The organism is Amycolatopsis magusensis, from assembly GCF_017875555.1.
GTDB classification, from domain to species: domain Bacteria; phylum Actinomycetota; class Actinomycetes; order Mycobacteriales; family Pseudonocardiaceae; genus Amycolatopsis; species Amycolatopsis magusensis.
Genome location: NZ_JAGGMS010000001.1, coordinates 4,528,575 through 4,547,312 on the forward strand (window position 1 = coordinate 4,528,575; position 18,738 = coordinate 4,547,312).

At 71.1% G+C, this 18,738-nt stretch carries 18 protein-coding genes; 8 read left to right on the plus strand and 10 right to left on the minus strand.

Annotated features, from left to right (window positions below; translation table 11 throughout):
* Window positions 1-53 precede the first annotated feature (53 nt).
* From JOM49_RS20360 to JOM49_RS20370, 3 genes are read left to right on the plus strand one after another with little or no spacing between them, the layout of a single operon-like run.
* Entirely contained in the window at window positions 54-1,868 is a 1,815-nt protein-coding gene (locus tag JOM49_RS20360) for a hypothetical protein (protein ID WP_209665851.1), read from the plus strand.
* A gap of 3 nt (window positions 1,869-1,871) precedes the next feature.
* A complete protein-coding gene (locus JOM49_RS20365) occupies window positions 1,872-2,327 on the plus strand; it encodes a GNAT family N-acetyltransferase (protein ID WP_209665852.1) in 456 nt (151 codons plus the stop codon).
* 37 nt (window positions 2,328-2,364) lie between these two features.
* Complete coding sequence (locus JOM49_RS20370; RefSeq protein WP_209665853.1) at window positions 2,365-2,700, plus strand: DUF6191 domain-containing protein; 336 nt, start codon at window positions 2,365-2,367, stop codon at window positions 2,698-2,700.
* Window positions 2,701-2,801: 101 nt separating this feature from the next.
* On the opposite strand, the gene JOM49_RS20375 is transcribed toward JOM49_RS20370, so the two are convergent.
* From JOM49_RS20375 to JOM49_RS20385, 3 genes are all read right to left on the minus strand, one after another.
* Window positions 2,802-3,638 (minus strand): poly(ethylene terephthalate) hydrolase family protein, encoded by an 837-nt coding sequence (locus JOM49_RS20375; protein WP_209665854.1) that lies wholly within the window; start codon window positions 3,636-3,638, stop codon window positions 2,802-2,804.
* Between the two features lie 106 nt (window positions 3,639-3,744).
* Window positions 3,745-5,028 (minus strand): family 43 glycosylhydrolase, encoded by a 1,284-nt coding sequence (locus JOM49_RS20380; RefSeq protein ID WP_209665855.1) that lies wholly within the window; start codon window positions 5,026-5,028, stop codon window positions 3,745-3,747.
* Window positions 5,029-5,150: 122 nt separating this feature from the next.
* Window positions 5,151-6,089, minus strand: a complete 939-nt coding sequence (locus tag JOM49_RS20385; protein WP_209665856.1) for a hypothetical protein — start codon at window positions 6,087-6,089, stop codon at window positions 5,151-5,153.
* A gap of 415 nt (window positions 6,090-6,504) precedes the next feature.
* On the opposite strand from JOM49_RS20385, the gene JOM49_RS20390 reads away from it, so the two are divergent.
* A complete protein-coding gene (locus JOM49_RS20390) occupies window positions 6,505-7,230 on the plus strand; it encodes an AfsR/SARP family transcriptional regulator (protein ID WP_209665857.1) in 726 nt (241 codons plus the stop codon).
* A gap of 5 nt (window positions 7,231-7,235) precedes the next feature.
* On the opposite strand, the gene JOM49_RS20395 is transcribed toward JOM49_RS20390, so the two are convergent.
* Both JOM49_RS20395 and JOM49_RS20400 read right to left on the minus strand, forming a co-directional pair.
* Window positions 7,236-7,643, minus strand: a complete 408-nt coding sequence (locus JOM49_RS20395; RefSeq protein ID WP_209665858.1) for a hypothetical protein — start codon at window positions 7,641-7,643, stop codon at window positions 7,236-7,238.
* Window positions 7,644-7,704: 61 nt separating this feature from the next.
* Entirely contained in the window at window positions 7,705-8,193 is a 489-nt protein-coding gene (locus tag JOM49_RS20400; RefSeq protein ID WP_209665859.1) for a helix-turn-helix domain-containing protein, read from the minus strand.
* A gap of 20 nt (window positions 8,194-8,213) precedes the next feature.
* On the opposite strand from JOM49_RS20400, the gene JOM49_RS20405 reads away from it, so the two are divergent.
* Complete coding sequence (locus tag JOM49_RS20405; protein WP_281068324.1) at window positions 8,214-9,122, plus strand: S41 family peptidase; 909 nt, start codon at window positions 8,214-8,216, stop codon at window positions 9,120-9,122.
* Here JOM49_RS20405 and JOM49_RS20410 read toward each other — a convergent pair.
* The gene (locus tag JOM49_RS20410) at window positions 9,101-9,616 is read right to left on the minus strand and encodes a pyridoxamine 5'-phosphate oxidase family protein (protein WP_209665861.1); all 516 of its coding nucleotides are present in this window, start codon (window positions 9,614-9,616) and stop codon (window positions 9,101-9,103) included. The genes JOM49_RS20405 and JOM49_RS20410 overlap by 22 nt on opposite strands.
* A gap of 65 nt (window positions 9,617-9,681) precedes the next feature.
* On the minus strand, window positions 9,682-9,996 hold the full coding sequence (locus JOM49_RS20415) for an antibiotic biosynthesis monooxygenase (RefSeq protein WP_209665862.1): 315 nt from the start codon (window positions 9,994-9,996) through the stop codon (window positions 9,682-9,684).
* A 121-nt stretch (window positions 9,997-10,117) separates the two neighbouring features.
* On the opposite strand from JOM49_RS20415, the gene JOM49_RS20420 reads away from it, so the two are divergent.
* Entirely contained in the window at window positions 10,118-10,813 is a 696-nt protein-coding gene (locus JOM49_RS20420; protein ID WP_209665863.1) for a chymotrypsin family serine protease, read from the plus strand.
* Between the two features lie 21 nt (window positions 10,814-10,834).
* Window positions 10,835-11,959, plus strand: a complete 1,125-nt coding sequence (locus JOM49_RS20425; RefSeq protein WP_209665864.1) for a serine hydrolase domain-containing protein — start codon at window positions 10,835-10,837, stop codon at window positions 11,957-11,959.
* Between the two features lie 81 nt (window positions 11,960-12,040).
* Here the strand turns inward: JOM49_RS20425 and JOM49_RS20430 are convergent, their stop codons facing one another.
* Entirely contained in the window at window positions 12,041-14,461 is a 2,421-nt protein-coding gene (locus tag JOM49_RS20430) for a penicillin acylase family protein (protein WP_209665865.1), read from the minus strand.
* 94 nt (window positions 14,462-14,555) lie between these two features.
* Entirely contained in the window at window positions 14,556-16,823 is a 2,268-nt protein-coding gene (locus JOM49_RS20435; RefSeq protein WP_209665866.1) for an ATP-binding protein, read from the minus strand.
* A gap of 115 nt (window positions 16,824-16,938) precedes the next feature.
* Here JOM49_RS20435 and JOM49_RS20440 point away from each other — a divergent pair, with 115 nt between their 5' ends.
* A complete protein-coding gene (locus JOM49_RS20440) occupies window positions 16,939-17,934 on the plus strand; it encodes a BTAD domain-containing putative transcriptional regulator (protein WP_308158803.1) in 996 nt (331 codons plus the stop codon).
* A gap of 4 nt (window positions 17,935-17,938) precedes the next feature.
* Here JOM49_RS20440 and JOM49_RS20445 read toward each other — a convergent pair whose 3' ends face one another.
* Complete coding sequence (locus JOM49_RS20445; RefSeq protein WP_209665868.1) at window positions 17,939-18,667, minus strand: SDR family oxidoreductase; 729 nt, start codon at window positions 18,665-18,667, stop codon at window positions 17,939-17,941.
* Between the last annotated feature and the right edge of the window lie 71 nt (window positions 18,668-18,738).

Sequence of the window (18,738 nt, forward strand, 5' to 3'; positions counted from 1 at the left end):
TTTCCAGTAACTGTTACCAGGGGTAACACGTAGATTGCCGGGAAGGTCCAGCAGTGAACCTCGCGCAGCCGACCAGTCCGCCCGCCGGTGGTGCCGAGCTCGGGCAGATCGCCATCGCCGGGCTGATGTTCTTCGTCGTCTTCCTGCCGCTCGCGGTTTTCGTCCTGCGCGAACGCGGCGGCAAGCGCACCACCGTGGGCAGGCTCGCGGACTGGGCGGCCGGGCTGACCGGCCTGCCCCGGTGGGCCGCGCTGCCGATGTCCCTCGCCGGGCTGTCGGGGCTTTCGGCGCTGATCGGCGTGTACTGGGACGTGCCGATTCACATGGAACTCGGCCGGGACGAAGGCCCGCTGGCCAACCCGTCGCACTACCCGATCTACTTCGGCCTGATGGGCATCTTCGCCAGCGGCGTGCTCAGCGCCGGGCTGGCGAAGGGGAAGCTGCCCGCGCGCACCTTCGGCCTCGGCCCGCACTGGCGGGTGCCGCTGGGCAGCGTGCAGATGATGGCCACCGGCCTGGTCGGCGTGGCCGGGTTCCCGCTGGACGACGTGTGGCACCGGCTGTTCGGCCAGGACGTCACCGAGTGGGGGCCGACCCACGTGCTGATGATCGGCGGCGGCATCGGCGTGGTCATCGGCCTGCAGTTGCTGCTCGCCGAATCGCGGCAGGTCGGCGCGAGCGGGCCGCTGGTGCGCCTGCTCGGCCCGCTGCTGGCCGGTGCGTGGATGATGGGCGCCTCGGCGTTCCTGATGGAGTTCGACCTCGGGGTGCCGCAGTTCCCGATGCTCGCGCAGGTGGTGCTGGTCGGCCTGATCGGCGGCTGGACGCTGCTCTACGGCAGGCTGGCGTGGGGGCCGGGCGGCACGCTGATCGTGCTGGCGGTCTTCCTGGTCACCCGGGCGCTGTTCGCCATCATCCCGTGGGCCGACGACCTGCACGTCGCTTCGCTGCTGCCGTACGTCGCCGAGGCCGTGGTCATCGAGGTGGTCGCGCTGCTGGCGGGCCGCGCGGGCATCCACCGGCTGGCGTTGCTGGCCGGGATCGGCGCGGGGACCGTCGGCATGCTGGGTGAGTGGGCGTTCTCGCAGTGGCTGATGCCGAACCCGTGGCCCGCGTCGCACCTGCCGTTGTTCCTGGTGTTCGGCACGGGCGCGGCGGTCGCCGGGTGCCTGATCGGCGCCTGGCAGTACCAGCAGGCGGAAAGCATCGCGGACGTCACCGACTCGACCGCCGGAACCCCCGCGCGGCGCGTCCGGCACGTCGCCGGGCTGGTCGGCGCGCTCGGTGCGGTGGTGTTGATGGCGATCGTGGTGGTGCCGCAGGATCCGCCGGAGGGGCTGACCGCCGAGGTGGCGCTGAGCGAGTCGACCACCGGCCTGGAGGTGTCCGCCCCGCACGGCGGTGGCGAGCCGCGCTGGGTCAACGCGGAGGTCCGCATCAGCGACCCCGCACTGGCCGGTGACGCGCTCTGGCTGAACGGTTTCTCCTGGCAGGGCGGGGACTTCTTCAGCAAGCCACTGGAGCAGGTCGGCGACGGCCTGTACCGCACCACCGAACCACTGCCGGTCTACGGCGCGTGGAAGAGCGGCTTCCGGCTGCACACCGCGAACCGCATGCTCGCGCTGGCCCCGGTCTACGCCCCCGACGACCCGGCGGCGAACGCACCCCCGATCGAAGCGGTGTCGGGTTCGCGGCCGTTCATGTCGGAGATCGAGTTCCTGCAGCGGGAACGCAAGAGCGAGACCCCCGCGGTGCTGTGGACGGTCGCCTACGTCCTGGTCGGCTTGATCTTCGGCGGCATGTGGGCCCTGTTCGGCTGGCTCTACACCGCCGGCGCCGGCGTCCGCCGCAACCGGGCTACCGTTTGACGCATGGAGATCGTCGTCGATGACCTGTCGGGGCCGGAGATCGCGGGGTTCCTGGCTGAGCACGTCGAAGAGATGCGGTCACTGACGCCGCTGGAGAGCAAGCACGCGCTGGACCTGGACGACCTGCGCAAGCCGGACGTCACCTTCTGGTCGGTGTACGACGACGGCGTGCTCGTCGGCTGCGGGGCGCTCAAGGCGCTCGACGCCGAGCACGCCGAACTCAAGTCGATGCGTACGAACACCGCGCGCAAGCGCAGCGGGATCGCCTCCACACTGCTCGAACACATCCTCGCCGAGGCGCGGCAGATGGGGTTCACCTGGATCAGCCTGGAAACCGGCTCCGCCGAGTTCTTCCGCCCGGCGCGACGGCTCTACGAAAAGTACGGCTTCACCTACTGCGCCCCCTTCGCCGACTACCGCCTGGACCCGCACAGCGTCTACCTCACCCGCACCCTCTGACGGGAACTCGCACGGCTTCGCCGGAGTTGACCCGTCTATGGGGCTGCTCTTCGCGTTGTCCATCCCCGGGCTGGTCTGCCTGCTGGTGCTGCTGGCCGCGGTGGAACGGTTCGGGCGCTGGGCGGGCGATCGCGGCCTGCTCCCGTGGCGCCGTCGCCGCCGGACCACCTCCGGCCGCGCGCCGCTGACGGCGGTCGGCGTCGACGAGTTGCACGCCTTCTTCTCCGGCTCGCGCCGGGCGGAACTGGACGACCGGAAGTCGCAGTCGCTGCTCCGCGAGGAAGAGGGCGACAACGCGCCGCCGCGCAGCCGGATCGACCTCGACCGCGGGGTCGCCGACCTGGTGCTGCCGCCCCGGGACCGGTCGCCCTAGGCCCCGCCCGATGCCGTGAACGGTGGGGCCTGGTGTCACGAATGTGGCTTTCGGGACGGAAAACGTCTCGAAAGCCACCTTCGTGACAGTCGCCCGGCGGGTCAGGTCAGGTTCTTTTGCTGGACGTCCCAGTCGGTGGAGCACAGGCCGCAGGTGGGGCCGACGAACTGGGTTTTGCTCGCCTGGTCGCCTTTGAGCTGCCACTTCAGCCAGTGCCCGCCGACCCGGCCGAACTCGCCGCCGTTCGGCTGGTCGAAGGTGCCGAAGTGGCCGACGTCCAGATTGCCCATGAACGCGGGCAGCCCGGCGGGCAGCCGCTGCCAGTCGTCCATCGCGTTCGGATAGGCGATGTCGCTCGGCCCGCCGATGAAGTAGGCGATCGGCGCGTGGAGTTGCTGCAGCAGGTCGTTCTGACTGTCGTCGAGCAGCCCGCTGTTCCACAGCACGGTGGTGGTGATCCGCGGGTCGTCGGCCACCTCGTAGGTTTCGATGCCGCCGCAGGACTGGCCCATCACGGCGACCTTCGTGGTGTCGATCTTGTTGCGGTACTTGCTGCCCAGCCGCGAGTTCTCCGCGACGGCCCAGTCGATCGACTCGATCAGCATCTCCGGATCGGTCTGCCCGAAGCCGCCCGGCCTGCCGTTCGCGATCACCAGGAAACCGTGCGACGCCCATTCGGTCAGGATGTTCTCGAACCAGGTGCCGTCCGCGCGGCAGGCGCCGTTGCCCCACGCCACGATCGGCAGCTTGATCCCCGCGGGCAGCGTGCCGGGGCGGTAGATGGTGTGGCCCGGCAGGCGGAAGGTGGTCTCGTAACCGGCGGAGTAGGGGCCCGAACCGCCGAGCACGGACGGCGGTGACCCGGCGGCCTCCGCGGTGGCCGGGAGCAGGGTGGTGGCCAGGGCGATGATGCCGAGCAAAGCGGTGCGCAGTCGCATGGGGTTCTCCGGGATAGGGGAGTCGGCCGTGCCGAATTGTGTCGGCAGGCCGGCTCGCCCGGCCAGGAAAACGGTGGCGGACCGGCGAAATTGCCGATAGCCCCGCTCACGCCACTTCGACGTAGTCCACCTCCGCCCACCGGCTGAGGTGCTGCAGCCGCAGGGTGTTGGTACCGGCCGCCAGGTTCACCTCCGCGGCGACCTGCGTCCAGTTGTCCCAGCCTCGATCGGGGTAGTTCACCACCTGTGCCGCGCCACCGTTGACCGTCAGCGTGTGCTGGGCCGCGCCATAACCCGCCGAGTATCCGATGTGGACGGTGTAGTTCCCGGCCACCGGGGCGAAAACCGAGGTCTCCACCCAGCTGTCGGGCTGGTCGATCCCGGCCGCGACCTGGCCCTGCGAGGCACCCGCCGCGCCACTGCGCACGACCGCGTTGTGCAGCGTGCCGCGCTCGGCCTCATAGCGGACGCGGCTGCCGCGCACCACCGGGAAATCGTTGGCCCACCCCAGACTCGCCGCGTACATGCCGCGTCCGCCGCCGCCGAGGTGCCCGTGGAAGAACATCGTGCCACCGACCGCGTCCGCGCCGCCCGGCCCGTTGACCGCGCCGTCCAGGCTGGCCGTGGTCAGCAGTGGCCGGTAGGCACGCGTGTAGGAACCGGTCAGCGAGCCGGAAACCGCGTAGCCGGTCTGGTAGTTGCCCGAGGTGTAGATCCCGGCCGAGTAGAACAGCACGTACTGGGACGGGCGTTTCACCAGCACCGGCGCTTCGATCACGCCGGACTCCTCCGGCCGGTCGTTGCGCAGCAGTTCGACCCGGTTGCCGGTGAAGCTCAGGCCGTCGGCGGCGGTCGGCTGCAGCCAGATGATCGTGGGCTGGCCGATCGCGTTGCCGTCGTTCTTGTAGAGCAGGTACCGGGCCCCGTTGGTGTCGACGAAGCTCGACGGGTCGATGTCACCGCCTTCGCCCGCGTGGCACACCAGCGGCTGGGCCGAGGTCGGCTGGAACGGGCCCGCGGGCCCGTTCGCGAGCGCGGCACCGAGGCACATGCGGCCCGTGGCGGTGCTCGGGCCGGTGAAGTACATCAGGAACCGGCCGTCCGAGCGCCGTGAGACGTCGGGCGCCCAGAAGCCGCCGTTCCCGGCCCACGCGGGTTTCTGCGGCAGCGCGTCACCCTGCGCGGTCCACGGACCGGAGGGCGAAGGCGCGGTCGCGAACGGTACGCGGCCGCGCGAGGAACTGGTCGAGTAGGCGTAGTAGGTGCCGCCGGATTGGAGCACGTCCGGATCGGGGAAGTCGTGGCCGATCACCAGCGCGGGCGGCACGGCCGCCGCGACCGGGGTGGCGAGGCCGAGTAGGAGGAGCAACGGCAGGACGAGGCGCAACATTCTCACGAGTGCCCCCAGTTGTTGGCGAACCACCCACAGTGAAGCCGCCCGGACTCCGGTCGCGCCAGCGCATACGCACGAACGGCGGCACCCCGGGCCCAGGGATGCCGCCGTTCGGCCGGTCAGGCGGAGGCGTTCGCCGCCAGTTGCACGTAACCCACGCCGAGCTGGGCGAAGGCGTCGAGCGTGATCCCGGTCAGCTGGTCCACCGTGGTGGGGTTGAGCAGCAGCAACTGCGTCTGGCTCAGCCGCGCGCCGCTGAGCCCCGGCTGCTCCCGGTACTCGATGGTGATCACGTTGCCCGCCACCATCCCGACGTCGACCTTGATGTCCTTGTAGACGCCGGTCAGCTTCGAGGTGATCTTCGTGGCCAGGTCGTGCACGACCACCGCCGCGGTCAGCGTGGCGACCAGCAGCATGATGGACACCGGGTCGACGGAGAACGCCGAGCTCTTCGGGGTCGACCAGCCGCCATCGCTGTAGAGCCGGGTCGCGCTGTCGTGCTCGGTCAGGTCGATCTCCACCGAGTTCGACCGGGCCGTGCTGAACATCGTGCTGGTCTTCACGTCCTGCTCGAACCAGACCTGCACGCTCTCCACCGGCGTGAGCGTGTCCGAGCCGGACACGATCGGGTCCTCGGCCACGTAGATCGGCGTCGTCGTGGAGTTGCCTTGGATGTCGGTGGAGTAGGCGCAGAGCCCGGGGTGGATGGGGCCGTAGTCGTTGACCATCGTGATCGCGGTGGCCGGCCCGCCGGAGGAGGCTTCGCCGAGCACGCCGCCGGAGTCGATCGTGGCCTGTTCGCCGAGCCCGATGCTGACCTGGTTGGTGGCCACGTGCACGCCCACGTCGCCCTTGAACTCGTTGCTGCCGAACAACTGGTACAGCGGCTGCCAGGAGAAGGTGTTGTTCGACAGGTAGGCGTCGGCCGACTGCCAGACGACGTTGTAGGTGTCGTTGACCTTCTTGGCGAAGCAGAGTTGGTACTTGCCGTTCTTCAGCGTTTCGAGGTCGGCCGAGGCGATCTCGATATTGACCGACTTGATCTGTGCGTCCGGCATGGCTGGCTCCTTCGTTCGTGCTGCGGATTCCCGGGGCCGGGTGCGACCCCGGGACCAGCTTCCGGAGCCGCCGTCTGCCCGATGTCGCCGGAACGCACCACGGCCGATCTCCCGAATGTGCGTTCACCCACTGGGTTGGACCAAGGCGGAAAAAGCGCACTGGGCCATTGGCATTACCCGCGCCCGTCGAATTCCGGGCCGGAGGTCCACGCGCAGTCGCGTTACCGGCCCCGAGGTCTCTTCCGGGTGTTCCTCAGTGGGGAAGTCAAGCCCACCGCAGGTGGAGAAGCTGTCGCGTACGTGCCGGAGACGGCGACACCGACGGGGGGCGGAGCGCGGGGGAGTCGCGCCGGAGACGCCTGCGGTGCGATGCTCGAAAGCCGGTGAATGGTGACGACGGGAATGAGGGAGAACCATGGACGAATCGGCGATGGACGGCAGATTAGCGCGGTGTTCGCAATTGACGCTGCTCGGCCGGTTCGAACTGGTGGTCGGCAGTGAACTGGTTTCCCTGCCGCGGGGTGCGCAGCGGCTGCTGGCTTTTCTCGGCGTCCGGAACGGGCTGCCGGTGAACCGCTCGGCGGCGGCCGAGCAGTTGTGGCCGGAGAGCAGGCGGCAGCGTGCGGCGGCCAACCTGCGGCAGGCGTTGTGGCAGGTGCGGCGGTCCACCGAGCACCCGGTCGTGGAGGCGGCCACCGAGCACCTGCGTCTGTCGCCGCTGGTCGCGGTCGACCTCAGCCGTGCCCTCGACTCGGCCCACCGCGCCGACCCGGGCGCCGACGAGTGGCTGGCCGGGCTCCTCGGCCGGGACCTGCTGCCGTACTGGTCGGAGGAGTGGCTGGTGGCGGAACGGCAGCGCTGGGAACAGGTCCGGCTGCACACCCTGGAGGCGATCGCCCGGCGCCTGCTCTCGGCGGGTTCGTACCTGGCCGCGCTGGAGGCCGCGCTGACCGCCATCGCCATCGACCCGGTGCGGGAAAGCGCGCACTGCACGGTGATCGCCGTGCACTTGGCGCAGGGCAACACCGGTTCCGCGTTGCGGCACTACCAGCACTACCGCGGCCTGCTGCACCGGGAACTCGGCGTCCTGCCCTCACCGCGGATGACCAAGATGGTTCCCGCGCCGCACGCCACGCTGTGACGGGCTCAGTAGTTGAACTGGATGTACCCGCCGATTCCCGCGTCCCCGCTGGCGGCGGCGCGCACGCATTCCAGGCTGATGGCCGGCTCGTCGCCGGTGTTGCCGAGCCAGGTCCACAGCTGGTACGTCGGTGCGATGGTGCGCGTGTCGTAGGTACCGCCGTTGACCACGATCCGGCACCGTTCGCCACCGGCGGCGTGGTTGTTCACCAGCACGTGGGCGCTGACCGGGGTGCCGAACCGCCAGATCCGCGGGTTCGGGTCGCTCGGACTGGACGAGCAGAAGGTCCAGGTGGTCGCGGCGGCGCAGTAGAAGGTGTCGCGCGCGGACGCTTCGGGGGCGGCCGAGGCCGAAGCGACGGGCAGCAGTGAGGCGGCGAGCGCGGTCGCCGCGGCGGCCAGGAGTTTGTGCACCGGTACCTCCCAGATCGGGTGTCCGCTGACGCTACCCCGAAGTGGGCCAGGCCGGTGGGTGTCAGGCTCGGCGGTAGAGCCCGACCAGCACCCCGTACTCGGCTTCGCGTTCGTTCGCCGGGGCCAGGTCGTGCACCACCGACTCGAGGTGGTCCTGCAACGCTCGGGCCTGCGCCGCGGTCAACCGGACCACCCGGTGCAGCAGCAGGGCGCCCTCGTCGTGGGCGGGGATCTCGTCGGCGATCGTGGCCAGCATCGCCTTCGTGGCCACGCCGTCCTCCCCGGGGCCGAACCTGACCTTGGCCGCGGTCTTGACGAAGTACTGCTCGGTGCCACCGCGCACGGTCCGCGTGGGCCCCTTGCGCACCAGGCCCGCCTCGGCCAGCACGCCGAGGTGGTGCGCGATGTTGCCCTTGTTGACGCGAAGTCGGTGGGCCAGCTGGCTGATGGTCGCGCCTTCGGGGCCGAGGTCCCGCCAGATCCGGTGTCGCGTGGGATGCGCGAAAGCCCGCATCTGGGCCGGGCTGGTGGCGTGGAGGACCTCGGGCACGGTTCAAGCGTCAAGGATTGTTGTCGCTTGCGCAAGCCCGTTGCTTGACTGCGTTCATGACCGGAATCCCCGAACTGCTCGACCGGCTCCAGGCGCTGGTCCGCGAGCGGTACATCCTCGAAAGCGACGCCCCCGCCATCGCCGGAGGCGTGGCGGAACTGGCTCCTGAGCTGGCAGGCCTGGAGCCGGAGGCGATGGCCGAGACGCTGACCCGCCGCCTGCAACGCGTCAACAACGACCGCCACCTGCGGGTGCGGCACCGCCCGCAGGGCGCGGCGACCGGCTTCGGCGGCGCGGAGTACGAAGCGCTGCACGCCGCCGAGGCCCAGCGCAACGCGGGCGGTATCCGTCAGGTGCGGTTGCTCGACGGCGGCACCGGAGTGCTGCAGATCGCGCCGTACCTCTCGCCCGTGCACCTCGCCGAGCCCTACGTCCGCGCCGCGTTCACGCTGCTCGCCTCGGCCACCTCGCTGGTGATCGACCTGCGTGAGGGCCGCGGCGGCACTCCCCGGACGGTGGCGCTGATCTGCGGCTACCTGCTCGGCAAGGAACCGGTGCACCTGCAGGACATCGAGGAGCGCGGCGGCCCGACGCGCCAGTACTGGACGACGCCCGCGGCGACCAGGATCGACGCGCCGATCCTGGTGCTGACCAGCCGCCAGACCTTCTCCGGGTGCGAGGAACTCGCCTACAACCTGCAGGCGCTCCAGCGCGCGAAGGTCGTCGGCGAGACGACCGGTGGCGGCGCGCACCCGGTCGAGTCGATCGCGCTCACCGACGTGCTGGAACTGCACCTGCCGAGCGCGCGCTCGGTCAACGCGGTCACCCGGACCAACTGGGAGCAGGTCGGCGTGGTCCCCGATCTCACCTGCGCGGCCGAGGACGCGCTGGAGACCGCGTTGCGCCATCAGGAATCGCCGAAGGTGTAGCGGATCTGCCGGTACGGGGCCTTGCCGAAGGCCAGCACCTTGGCCGGGGTCACGGCGTAGACCGGGGCGCGGTGGTCGTCGTTGCCGGGGTCGCTGAACTGGCCGTCGGCCACCTCGAACGGCCAGTCGAGCTTGTCGCGCCACAACTCCGCGAGCACGGTCAGCGTCTTCTCGTCGCGGAGCTGCGCCGCCGTTCCTTCGACGATCACGTCGAGGCCCGATCGGTAGGAGTTCGTCCCGGTGGTGAGCACGCACCGCGGGTTCGCCTCGAGGTTGCGGGCCTTCTGCTCGTGCGCCCCGGTGCAGAAGTGCAGCCTGCCGTCCAGCCACATGGCGGGCAGGGGCACCACGTGCGGGCGCCCGTCCCGGCGCACGGTGGACAGCCAGAACATCTCCGACTCGCGCAGCACCCGCTCGACCTCGGCCCACGGCACCACCGTGCTGCCCGGTTCACTGAACTCCGAGACCTGCCGGCTCGTCGGTTCGGTCGCCATCGTGGCTCCTCCTCGCTCCCGCGGATGACTCTTCCACCTGGTACCGACAAGTTCGGGGCACGGAACTAATCGGTGCCCGTCGCGAGGAGCACGGTCCGGTGGACCACCCGCGAGTCGCTCGCGCGGAGGAACGCGCGGGCCTCGGGTTCGACGACCGCGGCAGTGGGGTCCTCACCGGCGAAGGCGCGGATGGCCGCCGGTGACTCCCACAGCGTGTGCGTGGTCAGCTCGACCAGCCCGGCGTTCTCGCGGGAGAGCAGGTAAGCACCGGAAAAGCCGGGTAGCTCGCGGAGGCGGGGAAGGAGGGTGTGCTCGAAGTAGGCGCGGTAGTCCTCCGCGCCCTGCTCGGTCGCTCGCGCGGACCAGGTTCTGGCTATCATCCCGTCATCCTGGCGGGTCATCGGCCCGGAATCGGGGTTTCGTCAGGATTTCATCGCCGCTGCCTAGGTTGGCCTCGCTCGGCGCGACGGGTGCCGGGCGAGAGACGAGGGGTGGTTCTCCATGGTTTCCACGAGGGCTTCGCGCTGGGCGCTGGTGGCCGGTGTGGTGGCGGCGGCCGGGCTGGTGCTCGCGCCGGGGGCTGGTGCGCAGGAAAAGGTGGTCGTCACCAACGGGCTGCAGCTTGACCACGGCGCCGGGCTGACCCTGTGCACGCTGGGGCCGGTCGGCACGGACAACGCGGGCAGGCTGATCGGGATCACCGCGGCCCACTGCGCCGGTGGCGGCGACCTGTACTACCCCGGCAAGCGGGACCTCGGGCCGATCGGGCACTACGCCCACGTCTCGGCGGACCAGGCGTTCCACGACTACGCGGTGATCGAGTACGACCCCGCCAAGGTGACGCTGAGCAGCAACGGCCCGGCCCTGCGGATCGACCGCGTGCTCGAGGGCGGCCTGCCCGCGGTGGGCTCGAACGTGTGCAAGGACGGGCGGACCACCGGGAAGACCTGCGGGCTGGTGGGGTCCAACGCGGACGGGCTGATCACCTCGTTCGCGGTGAACGTGCCGGGAGACTCCGGCGGCCCGCTGGTGCTGGCCAGGAACGACGGCACGGCGACCGAGTGGGCGGGCATCGTGACGCGGGTGGCGCTGACCATGCCGCCGTTCGTCTACACGAGCGCGAAGAACATCCTCGACGACATCGCCACGCGCGGCCCGGACGCCCCCGGCGCCGGTTTCACGCCGGTGAACGACTGAGCGCGGCGGAGGGATTCGGCAATGAAGGCGAAAGCCGCGCTCACCGCACTGGTCCTCTCGGCGGGCGTGGTGCTCGTCGCGCCCGCGTCCGCGCAGGACCACGCCGTCACCCAGGCGGCCGTGAACACCTACCGGGCCAGCAACGGCGCCCCCGGTGCCGCCGCCGTCGTCCGGGAGCAGGCCGGGATGTGGGGCGTCACCAGCGGAACCACGGCGCTGGGCCAGAACCGCCCCTTCGGAGCCGGTGACCGGATCCGCGCGGGCAGCCTGACCAAGCCGTTCACCGCGGCCATCGTGCTGCAGCTGGTCGCGGAAGGGCACGTCGACCTGGACGCTTCGGTCGAGACCTACCTGCCCGGTGTGGTCCGGGGCAACGGCTACGACGGCGACCTGATCAGCGTCCGGCAGCTGCTCAACCACACCAGCGGGGTCAACGAGTACCTGTGGCTGGGGGGTGGGATCAACCCGATCGAACACCTCCGGCCGCACACGCTGGCCGAGGTCGCGGGCTGGGGTCTCGCGCAGCCGCCGCTGTTCGCGCCGGGCGCGGGGCAGCAGTACTCGAACACCAACTTCATCCTGGCCGGGATGATCATCGAGCGGGTCACCGGGAACAGCTACGACCAGGAACTGGCCGGCCGGATCACCGGCCCGCTCGGCCTGACCGGCACGTACCTGCCGACGCCGGGGGACAAGAGCCTGCCGCCGGGGCACGTCCGCGGGTACGTCGGCCGGTTCCTCTACGTCGACTTCACCGAGCTGATCGAGCCGAGCGTCGGCCTGTCCGGCGGTGGCCTGGTGACCACCGGGGCCGACGCCACCCGGTTCTTCCAGGCGCTGATGGCCGGGGAAGTGGTCCCGCCCGCGCAACTGGCCGAGATGCTGGAGCCGGCGGCCGGTGGCCCGGTGAACGGCTACGGCCTGGGGCTGGAACGGTTCCCGCTGCCGTGCGGTGGTGAGGCCTGGGGCCACTACGGCCTCTGGCCCGGCTACCAGTCGGTCGCGGCGGCCACCACCGACGGCCGGTCCGCCTTCGTCGCGGCGAACGTCATCAACAACATCGGCGGCGAAAGCGACTCCGTGGGCGGTGGGAACTCGGTGCACCGCGGGGTCACCGTGACCACCGTGCTCTGCGACCAGGGCTGAAGCGTCCACGGCGGCGGCCAATGCTATGAGTGGGGCATTACTAGCATTCAACGCAAGTAATGCCCCACTCCTGGCAATGCTCTAGTCGAGCGTGGTGGTGTGCAGGACCGGGGAAGCGGCGATCTGTTCTTCGGTGAACCGGCCGGTGACCCAGTGGCCCGCCGAGAACAGCTTCGTCTGGTCGGCGTGGTGCGGTGACGTGGGAGCCGCCGACTGCGAGTACGTCATCAACGTCGACACCTGCGGCGGTTCGTCGCCGGTGAACGACACCTGCTGGATGAAGCTCGAGCCCCAGGTGACCTCCGGTGCACCCGCCGCGTCGACGCCCGGCGTGATCACGTTCAGCACGCCCAGCGAGCCCGGCGCGCCGTGGACCGGGATGCGCTCGCCGTCGCGGGTCACCGTCTGCACAGCCGAAATCGGGGCGTCCAACGGGATCCCGGCTTTCCGCAGCGCGTGCACGGCGTTGCCGAACGCCAGCCACACGTCCGCCCGGCCGGTGTCCAGCGTGTTCGGCGTGTGCACCGGATCAGCCGGGTCGAAGCCCACCTTCCACGGTGCCGTCTCGACCGGGCCCACGCCGAGGTCCGGTACGGGCAGGTTCGCCCAGAACTTCTCGAACAGCCAGGCCCCGCGACTGTCCAACCGGTACGTACCGTCCCACGCGGCGAGCACCGGGCAGGCCTGGCTCACGTTGATCAGGCCACCGCTGTACGGCGCCAGCCCGCCGAGGAAGCCCTGGCACATCTTCACCGTGTCCGCGAGGGCCAGTTCCGCGGTCCGGCTGCGGTCGGCGAACAGCAGGCTCCGCATCGACTCCGGCGTGAAACCCTTGCCGGGCAACCCGTCGGTGCCGTCGAGGCGCTTCTGCGCGGTCAGGATGAGCTCCTGCGTCCGGGTCGATCGGGTCGTGCCCATGTCGCCCATCACGCGCGGGTACGACAACGGCTCGGCCGGGTTCGCCAGCCAGGGGCTGTCGTTCGCGTTGCCCGCGAAGTCGGCACGGGTCAGCCGCGGCTGTTTCTTCGGGTCGAGCAGCCCGGGCGCGACCGCGTTCGGATCGGCGGGCCAGTCGCATTCGCTGCGCTTGCCGTCCAAAATGGACACCGGAGGCGTGCCGGGCAGCCGCAGGCCGTAGAACGTGGCCTGACCGGTCAGGGTGAGGCAGGACTTGGCGTGCTCGTCGGTGATGTTCGGCGCCGCCTGGATCCCGGCGTACAGCGCGTTGCCCTTGCGGTCCGAGGCCACGGTGTTGAAGAACGGGCTGCCCTGCGTGCTTTCCAGGATCCGCACCACGTCGTCGGTGTCGCGGGCCTGGTCCAGCCGGAACCAGGTGTTCACCGCGCGCAGGTTGTCCATGTTCACGTCACGCACGGCGTGCGCGCTGACCACCCACGGCAGCGGGACACCGGCCAGCGAGGTGGTGATGGGGCCGTACCGAGTGGCCCACAGCGTCCGGCTCACCTTGCCCATCGTCCCGTCCGGATTGCGCACGTCCACGCTGACCTGCTGGGCGGTCATGTCCTCCCACCGGCCGTCGACCAGGTACTTGGTCGGGTTCAGCGGATCGACCTGCACGTCGAACAGGCCGAACGGCGCCACGGTCGCCACCGTGTGGCTCCACGCCACGTCCTCGTTGTGCCCGATGTTGACCACGGGCAGCCCGAGCAGGCTCGCGCCGGAGACGTTGAACCGGCCGGGGATGGTCAGCTGGCTCTGCCACAGGCGGTTCTTGCCCTGCCACGGGAAGTGCGGGTTGCCGAGCAGCATGCTGCCGCCACCGGCGACGCCCTGCGAACCGACGGCGAGCGCGTTGCTGCCGACCCCGTGCCGGTGCCCCGCGGAGATCGCCTCGACGATCTTCGCCCCGGTGTCTCCGGCGGGCGCCTGGGCCGAGCCGACCGCCGGTGCCGCGGTGACCTGCCCGTCCAGCAGGTACTGGGCGGCGCCCATGATGACCTCGGAGTGCACGTGCCGGTAGACGTCCAGTTCGGTGATCGGCCGGACCCAGGCGGCGCCGTGGCAGGCCAGGTCGGTGATGCCGTCGGCGCCGGTTTCGGCCAGGTACCGGTTGTACCCCTGGACGTAACCGCGGACGGTTTCCTTCACCTCCGGCTCGGGACCGTGGGGCGCGGGCAGGTCGGCCAGCCGCTCCACCGTGCCGTTGTCCTTGATCCGCTGGAAGTACAGGTCGCTGTTGAGGTTGGTCGTGCCGCCCGAGGTCCCGGTGTTCGCGTACCCGTCCGGGCCCAGGTACCGCGACCGCTCGGCGTTCACCATCAGGTAGGTGCTCGCCAGCGTGCAGATGTTGTCCTTGGCGGCCGCGTACCCGTAGCCCTCGCCGAGGCCTTCGAAGCTCGACGCGGTGATGTGCGGGATGCCGAATTCGGTGTAGCGGATCGTCGTCGCGCCCGGTTCGGCGCTGGGTGCCGTGACCGTCACGGTCGCGGTGGTGGCCAGCGCCACCCCTGCCACCGCCAGCCATCTTTTCTTGCGCGCCATCGCGCGTCCCTCCCTAACGTCAGCGTGCTCGTCGCGGCGCACGCTAGCGCCGGGCAATGAAATCCCGATGATTTCCCGTTGCCGTGAGCGAAGTTCAGCTCAGCGAGCCGAGTGCCACCCGGACTCGTCCGGCTTCCTCGTCGCGGTGCTGGCTCTCGTACAGGTCCAGCGCCCTTTCCAGTGCGGCACGGGCTTTCTCGGGCCTGTCCAGCAGGACCTCGGTCCGGGCGAGCGATTCGAGCGCGTCGGGTTCGGCGTAGGTGTTGCCGTTGCCCCGGTGCAGGAGGATGGCCTGCTCGTAGTGATCGCGTGCCTCGGCGTGGCGCCCGCTGTGGAGGGCGATGTAGCCGAGGCTGTCCACCGTGAGGCACTCGCCGAAGCGGTCCTGCTGCTCGCGGTGCAGGACGAGCGCGGCTTCGCAGTGGGCACGCGCCTGGTCGTACTCGCCCAGGTGGGCCTCGTGCCAGCCCGCGGTGTTGAGCGCGTCGGCTTCCCCGACCCGGTAGCCGATGGACCGGTAGAGCTCCAGTGCGGCGAGGGCGTGCTTCACCGCCCGCCGGGCGTCCTGCCCCGACCAGATCAGGGTGAAGCCGTGGTGGGCGTTCGCCTGGGCGAGCACGTCACCGGCCGCTTCGGCCAGGCTCAGCGACCGCCGGATGTGCTGCGACGCGTCCGCGCGCAGGCCGGTCAGCACGTAGGCGCGGGCGAGCAGGCGGTGGGCCAGGATCTGCGCGGCCGGATCGCCGGAGCGCTCGGCGGCGAGCAGCCCGGCCCGCCACATCGACACGTTCTCGTCGAGCAGGCCCCGCCGCCACCGGAAGCTCTGCAGCGCCCACGCCAGTCGCCAGATCAGGGCGTGCCAGCCCCGGTCGACCGCGAGGTGGTGCGTGGCCAGCAGGTTGGTGTGTTCGGCGTCGAACCAGGCCCAGGCCGCGCCCTGGTCGGCCAGCCGCTGTGGCGGGCACGCTTCGTCGGGCTCGGGCAGTTCGATCGGCTGGCGCTGCGGACTGAGGAGCCGGTCGGCGGCGTACGAGGTGTGCAGGTAGAACTCGGCCAGCCGCCGCAAAGCCGCGGACGGCGTGCCGGGGGAGAGGTCCTGGTGCGCGCGTTCGGTCGCGTAGAGCCGGACCAGGTCGTGCATGCGGAAGCGCCCGGCGGTGTGTTCCTCCAGCAGGGAAATCCGTTCCAGCCGGCGCAATGCCTGGGCCACACGCTCGACCGGGAGGCCGGCGAGGCAGGCGGCGGCGGGGAGGCCGATGTCCGGTCCGGGGGCGAGTCCGAGCGAGGCGAACAACTCGGCCTGCTCGGGTTCGAGCGCGGCGTGGGTCCACGAGACGGCGGCGCGCACGCTGGCGGCCGGGTCGTCGGCGTCGAGCGCGCCCAGCCGGGTGGCGGCGTCGCGCAGTTCGGCGGCCAGCGCGGCCAGCGGGATGTCGGGCCGGAGCGCGCCACGGGCGGCCACCACGGCGAGCGCCAGCGGCAGCCCCGCGCAGGACGCCAGCAGATCCGCGGTCGCCTCCGGCTCGGCGGCCAGTCGCTGCTCGCCGAGCCGCGTCCGCAGCAGGTCGCGGGCGTCCACTTCGGACAGCAGGTCCAGGGTGATCGGCCGGGTGTCGTGCGCGATGACCAGCCCGGCCAGCCGGTCGCGGCTGGTCACCACCACCGTGCAGGCCGGGCCGCCGGGCAGCAGGGGCGCGACCTGGTGGCTGTCGCGGGCGTTGTCCAGCACGATCAGCATCCGCCTGCCCGCCACCAGGCTCCGGTACAGCCCGGCCTGGGCGTCGGGGTCGGCCGGGATCGCGGCGGGCTGCACGCCGAGCGCCTCGAGCAGGCCCCGGATCGCCTCACCCGAGGTCATCGGCCGGCCGCTGGGGGCGAACCCGCGCAGGTCGACGAACAACTGGCCGTCCGGGAAGTCCGCCAGGTGCTGGTGGGCCCAGTGCAGCGCCAGCCAGGTCTTGCCGACGCCGCCACCGCCGCTGATCGCCGAGACCACCACCGTCGCCCCCTCGGCGGCCGCGCCGTCCAGCGTGGCGGTCAGGTGGTCGAGTTCGCGGCGCCTGCCGACGAAGCGGCCCGGTGGCGCGGGCAGCTGCCGGGGCACCGGCCCGGCGGGTGCTTCGACTGTCTCGGCTGCTTCGGCGTTGACGGCAGCGGCGAGCAGCTCGTCGCGCTCGACCGGCTTCGCGCCCAGCGCGTCGGCCAGCCGCCGCACGGTGAACACGCGGGGGTTGGCCCGTTCGCCGGTCTCGAAGCCGCGGATGGTGCGGATGCCCACCTCGGCGCGTTCCGCCAGTTGCTCCTGCGTCAGCCCCGCCTGTAGCCGCAACTGCCGCAGCAGCGCACTGAACCGGCCCGTCACGAACCGGACTCTAGCGGGACCGGCCACATACGGCCGGTGCCCGGCCTGGTTCGGGCCGGGCACCGGCACCAGCATCGGGGGAGCAGGCCAGACAGCCGAGAACGGAGAACCCGCCGTGGTGCTGACCCAAGCCGAAGAGGTCCACTCGCCCGTCGCGTTGCTGACCGCGCGCGAGCGGGGCGTGCTGCGGGCGGTCGGCCGTGGCCTGTCCACCGCGGAGATCGCCGCCGAACTGTCCATCGCCGAAGTCGCGGTGAAGCACCACCTCGGGCGGATCGTGGCCAGGCTCGGGCTGGGCGAGGAGGAGCCCCGGCTCTCCGTGGTCGGTTCCCAGCCGGTTCCGGTGCCGCCGCTCCGGCTGGCGGTCCTCGGCCCGCTGCGGGCCTGGCGTGGCGCGGAACCGGTGGACCTGGGGCCGGTGCGGCAGCAGGCGCTGCTGGCCGCGCTGGTGCTGCGCGCCGGGACGCCGGTCAGTCGAGGTGAACTGCTGGACGCGGTGTGGGGCATGGAGCCGCCCGCCGCGCAGGTGGTGCCGGTGTACGTCTACCGGCTGCGCAAGTGCCTGCGGCCCGGTGACGGCCAGGAGGAGTCGGTGATCGGCCGGGATCGGGGCGGCTACCGGTTTTCCGGCGAGGGCGTCGAACTGGACGTGGACACCCTGGAGCAGGTCACCGCCGACGCGGCCGCACTCGCCAGCGACGGTGACCTGACCGCCGCGGTCGGCCGGTACGACGACGCATTGGCGCTGTACCAGGGCGAGCCGCTGTCCGGCCTTCCGGGCCCCTTCGCCGAAGGCGCGCGACGGCGGCTGAACGAGCGCAGGACCGTTGTGATGCAAGAGAAACTGGAATTGCAGCTGCGCATGGGCCGCTACGCCGACGCGATCGGCGAACTGGCTGTGCTGACCTCGGCGCACCCGCACAGCGAGCCACTCGCCGCCCTGCTGATGCGCGCCCTGTACGGCAGCGGCCGCCGCGCCGACGCGCTGGGCGTGTTCACCCGACTGCGCCGCCGCCTGGTGGACGACCTGGGCGTCGAACCCGGCCCCCTGCCCCGCCGCCTGCACCAAGCCGTCCTCCGCGGCGACGACCTCACCATCGCCCGGCGCTGACGGCTCAGGCCTGTGCGGTCGGCCGGACCACGATGTCGCCCACGTCGACGGCCGCGGGCTGGTCGATGGCGAAGGCGATGGCCCGGGCGATCGCCTCCGGTGGGATGCCGAGGCTGTCGCGGGCCGTGGCGATTTCCGCCCTTACCGCCGGTGCGGTGATCGAGTCGGCGAAGTCGGTGTCGATGACGCCCGGCGAGATCAAGGTGACGCGCAGGTCGGGGCCCGCTTCCTGGCGGAGGCCTTCGGAGAAGGTGCGGACGGCGTTCTTCGTCGCGGCGTAGACCGACTGGTTCGGCACCACGCGCAGGCCCGCGGTGGACACGACGTTGACGAAGTGCCCGGTCCGCTGCTCCCGGAACACCGGCAGCGCGGCCGCGACCCCGTACAGCACGCTCTTGAAGTTGACGTCCACCATCTGCTCCCAGTCCTCGACCCGCAGGTCGTCGAGTGGCGAGATCGGGCCGATGCCCGCGTTGCTGACCAGGACGTCGAGCCTGCCGAATTCGGCCTGGGCGCAGGCGACGAGCGCCGCGAGATCCTCGCGCCGCCGGACGTCCGTGCGGGTCCAGGCCACCGTGCCACCCGCGGCGGTGATGCGGTCCGCCAGTGCTTCGAGCCGTTCGGACCGGCGTGCCCCGAGCACCACCTTCGCGCCGTCGGCGGCGAGCAGGAGCGCGGTGGCTTCCCCGATCCCGCTGCTCGCCCCGGTGATCGCCACGACCTTGCTGTCCATCAGTGTGTCTCCTTGAAGTAAGAGGGCTATCACTTCTAAGGTAAGAGCCTTCTTACTTCGAGTCAAGGGGG

Coding starts and splice junctions, on each gene's coding strand:
- JOM49_RS20365 (WP_209665852.1), top strand. CDS start 1,872: ATGGAGATCGTCGTCGATGACCTGTCGGGGCCGGAGATCGCGGGGTTC.
- JOM49_RS20370 (WP_209665853.1), top strand. CDS start 2,365: ATGGGGCTGCTCTTCGCGTTGTCCATCCCCGGGCTGGTCTGCCTGCTG.
- JOM49_RS20375 (WP_209665854.1), bottom strand. CDS start 3,638: ATGCGACTGCGCACCGCTTTGCTCGGCATCATCGCCCTGGCCACCACC.
- JOM49_RS20380 (WP_209665855.1), bottom strand. CDS start 5,028: ATGTTGCGCCTCGTCCTGCCGTTGCTCCTCCTACTCGGCCTCGCCACC.
- JOM49_RS20385 (WP_209665856.1), bottom strand. CDS start 6,089: ATGCCGGACGCACAGATCAAGTCGGTCAATATCGAGATCGCCTCGGCC.
- JOM49_RS20390 (WP_209665857.1), top strand. CDS start 6,505: ATGGACGAATCGGCGATGGACGGCAGATTAGCGCGGTGTTCGCAATTG.
- JOM49_RS20410 (WP_209665861.1), bottom strand. CDS start 9,616: ATGGCGACCGAACCGACGAGCCGGCAGGTCTCGGAGTTCAGTGAACCG.
- JOM49_RS20415 (WP_209665862.1), bottom strand. CDS start 9,996: ATGATAGCCAGAACCTGGTCCGCGCGAGCGACCGAGCAGGGCGCGGAG.
- JOM49_RS20420 (WP_209665863.1), top strand. CDS start 10,118: ATGGTTTCCACGAGGGCTTCGCGCTGGGCGCTGGTGGCCGGTGTGGTG.
- JOM49_RS20425 (WP_209665864.1), top strand. CDS start 10,835: ATGAAGGCGAAAGCCGCGCTCACCGCACTGGTCCTCTCGGCGGGCGTG.
- JOM49_RS20430 (WP_209665865.1), bottom strand. CDS start 14,461: ATGGCGCGCAAGAAAAGATGGCTGGCGGTGGCAGGGGTGGCGCTGGCC.
- JOM49_RS20445 (WP_209665868.1), bottom strand. CDS start 18,667: ATGGACAGCAAGGTCGTGGCGATCACCGGGGCGAGCAGCGGGATCGGG.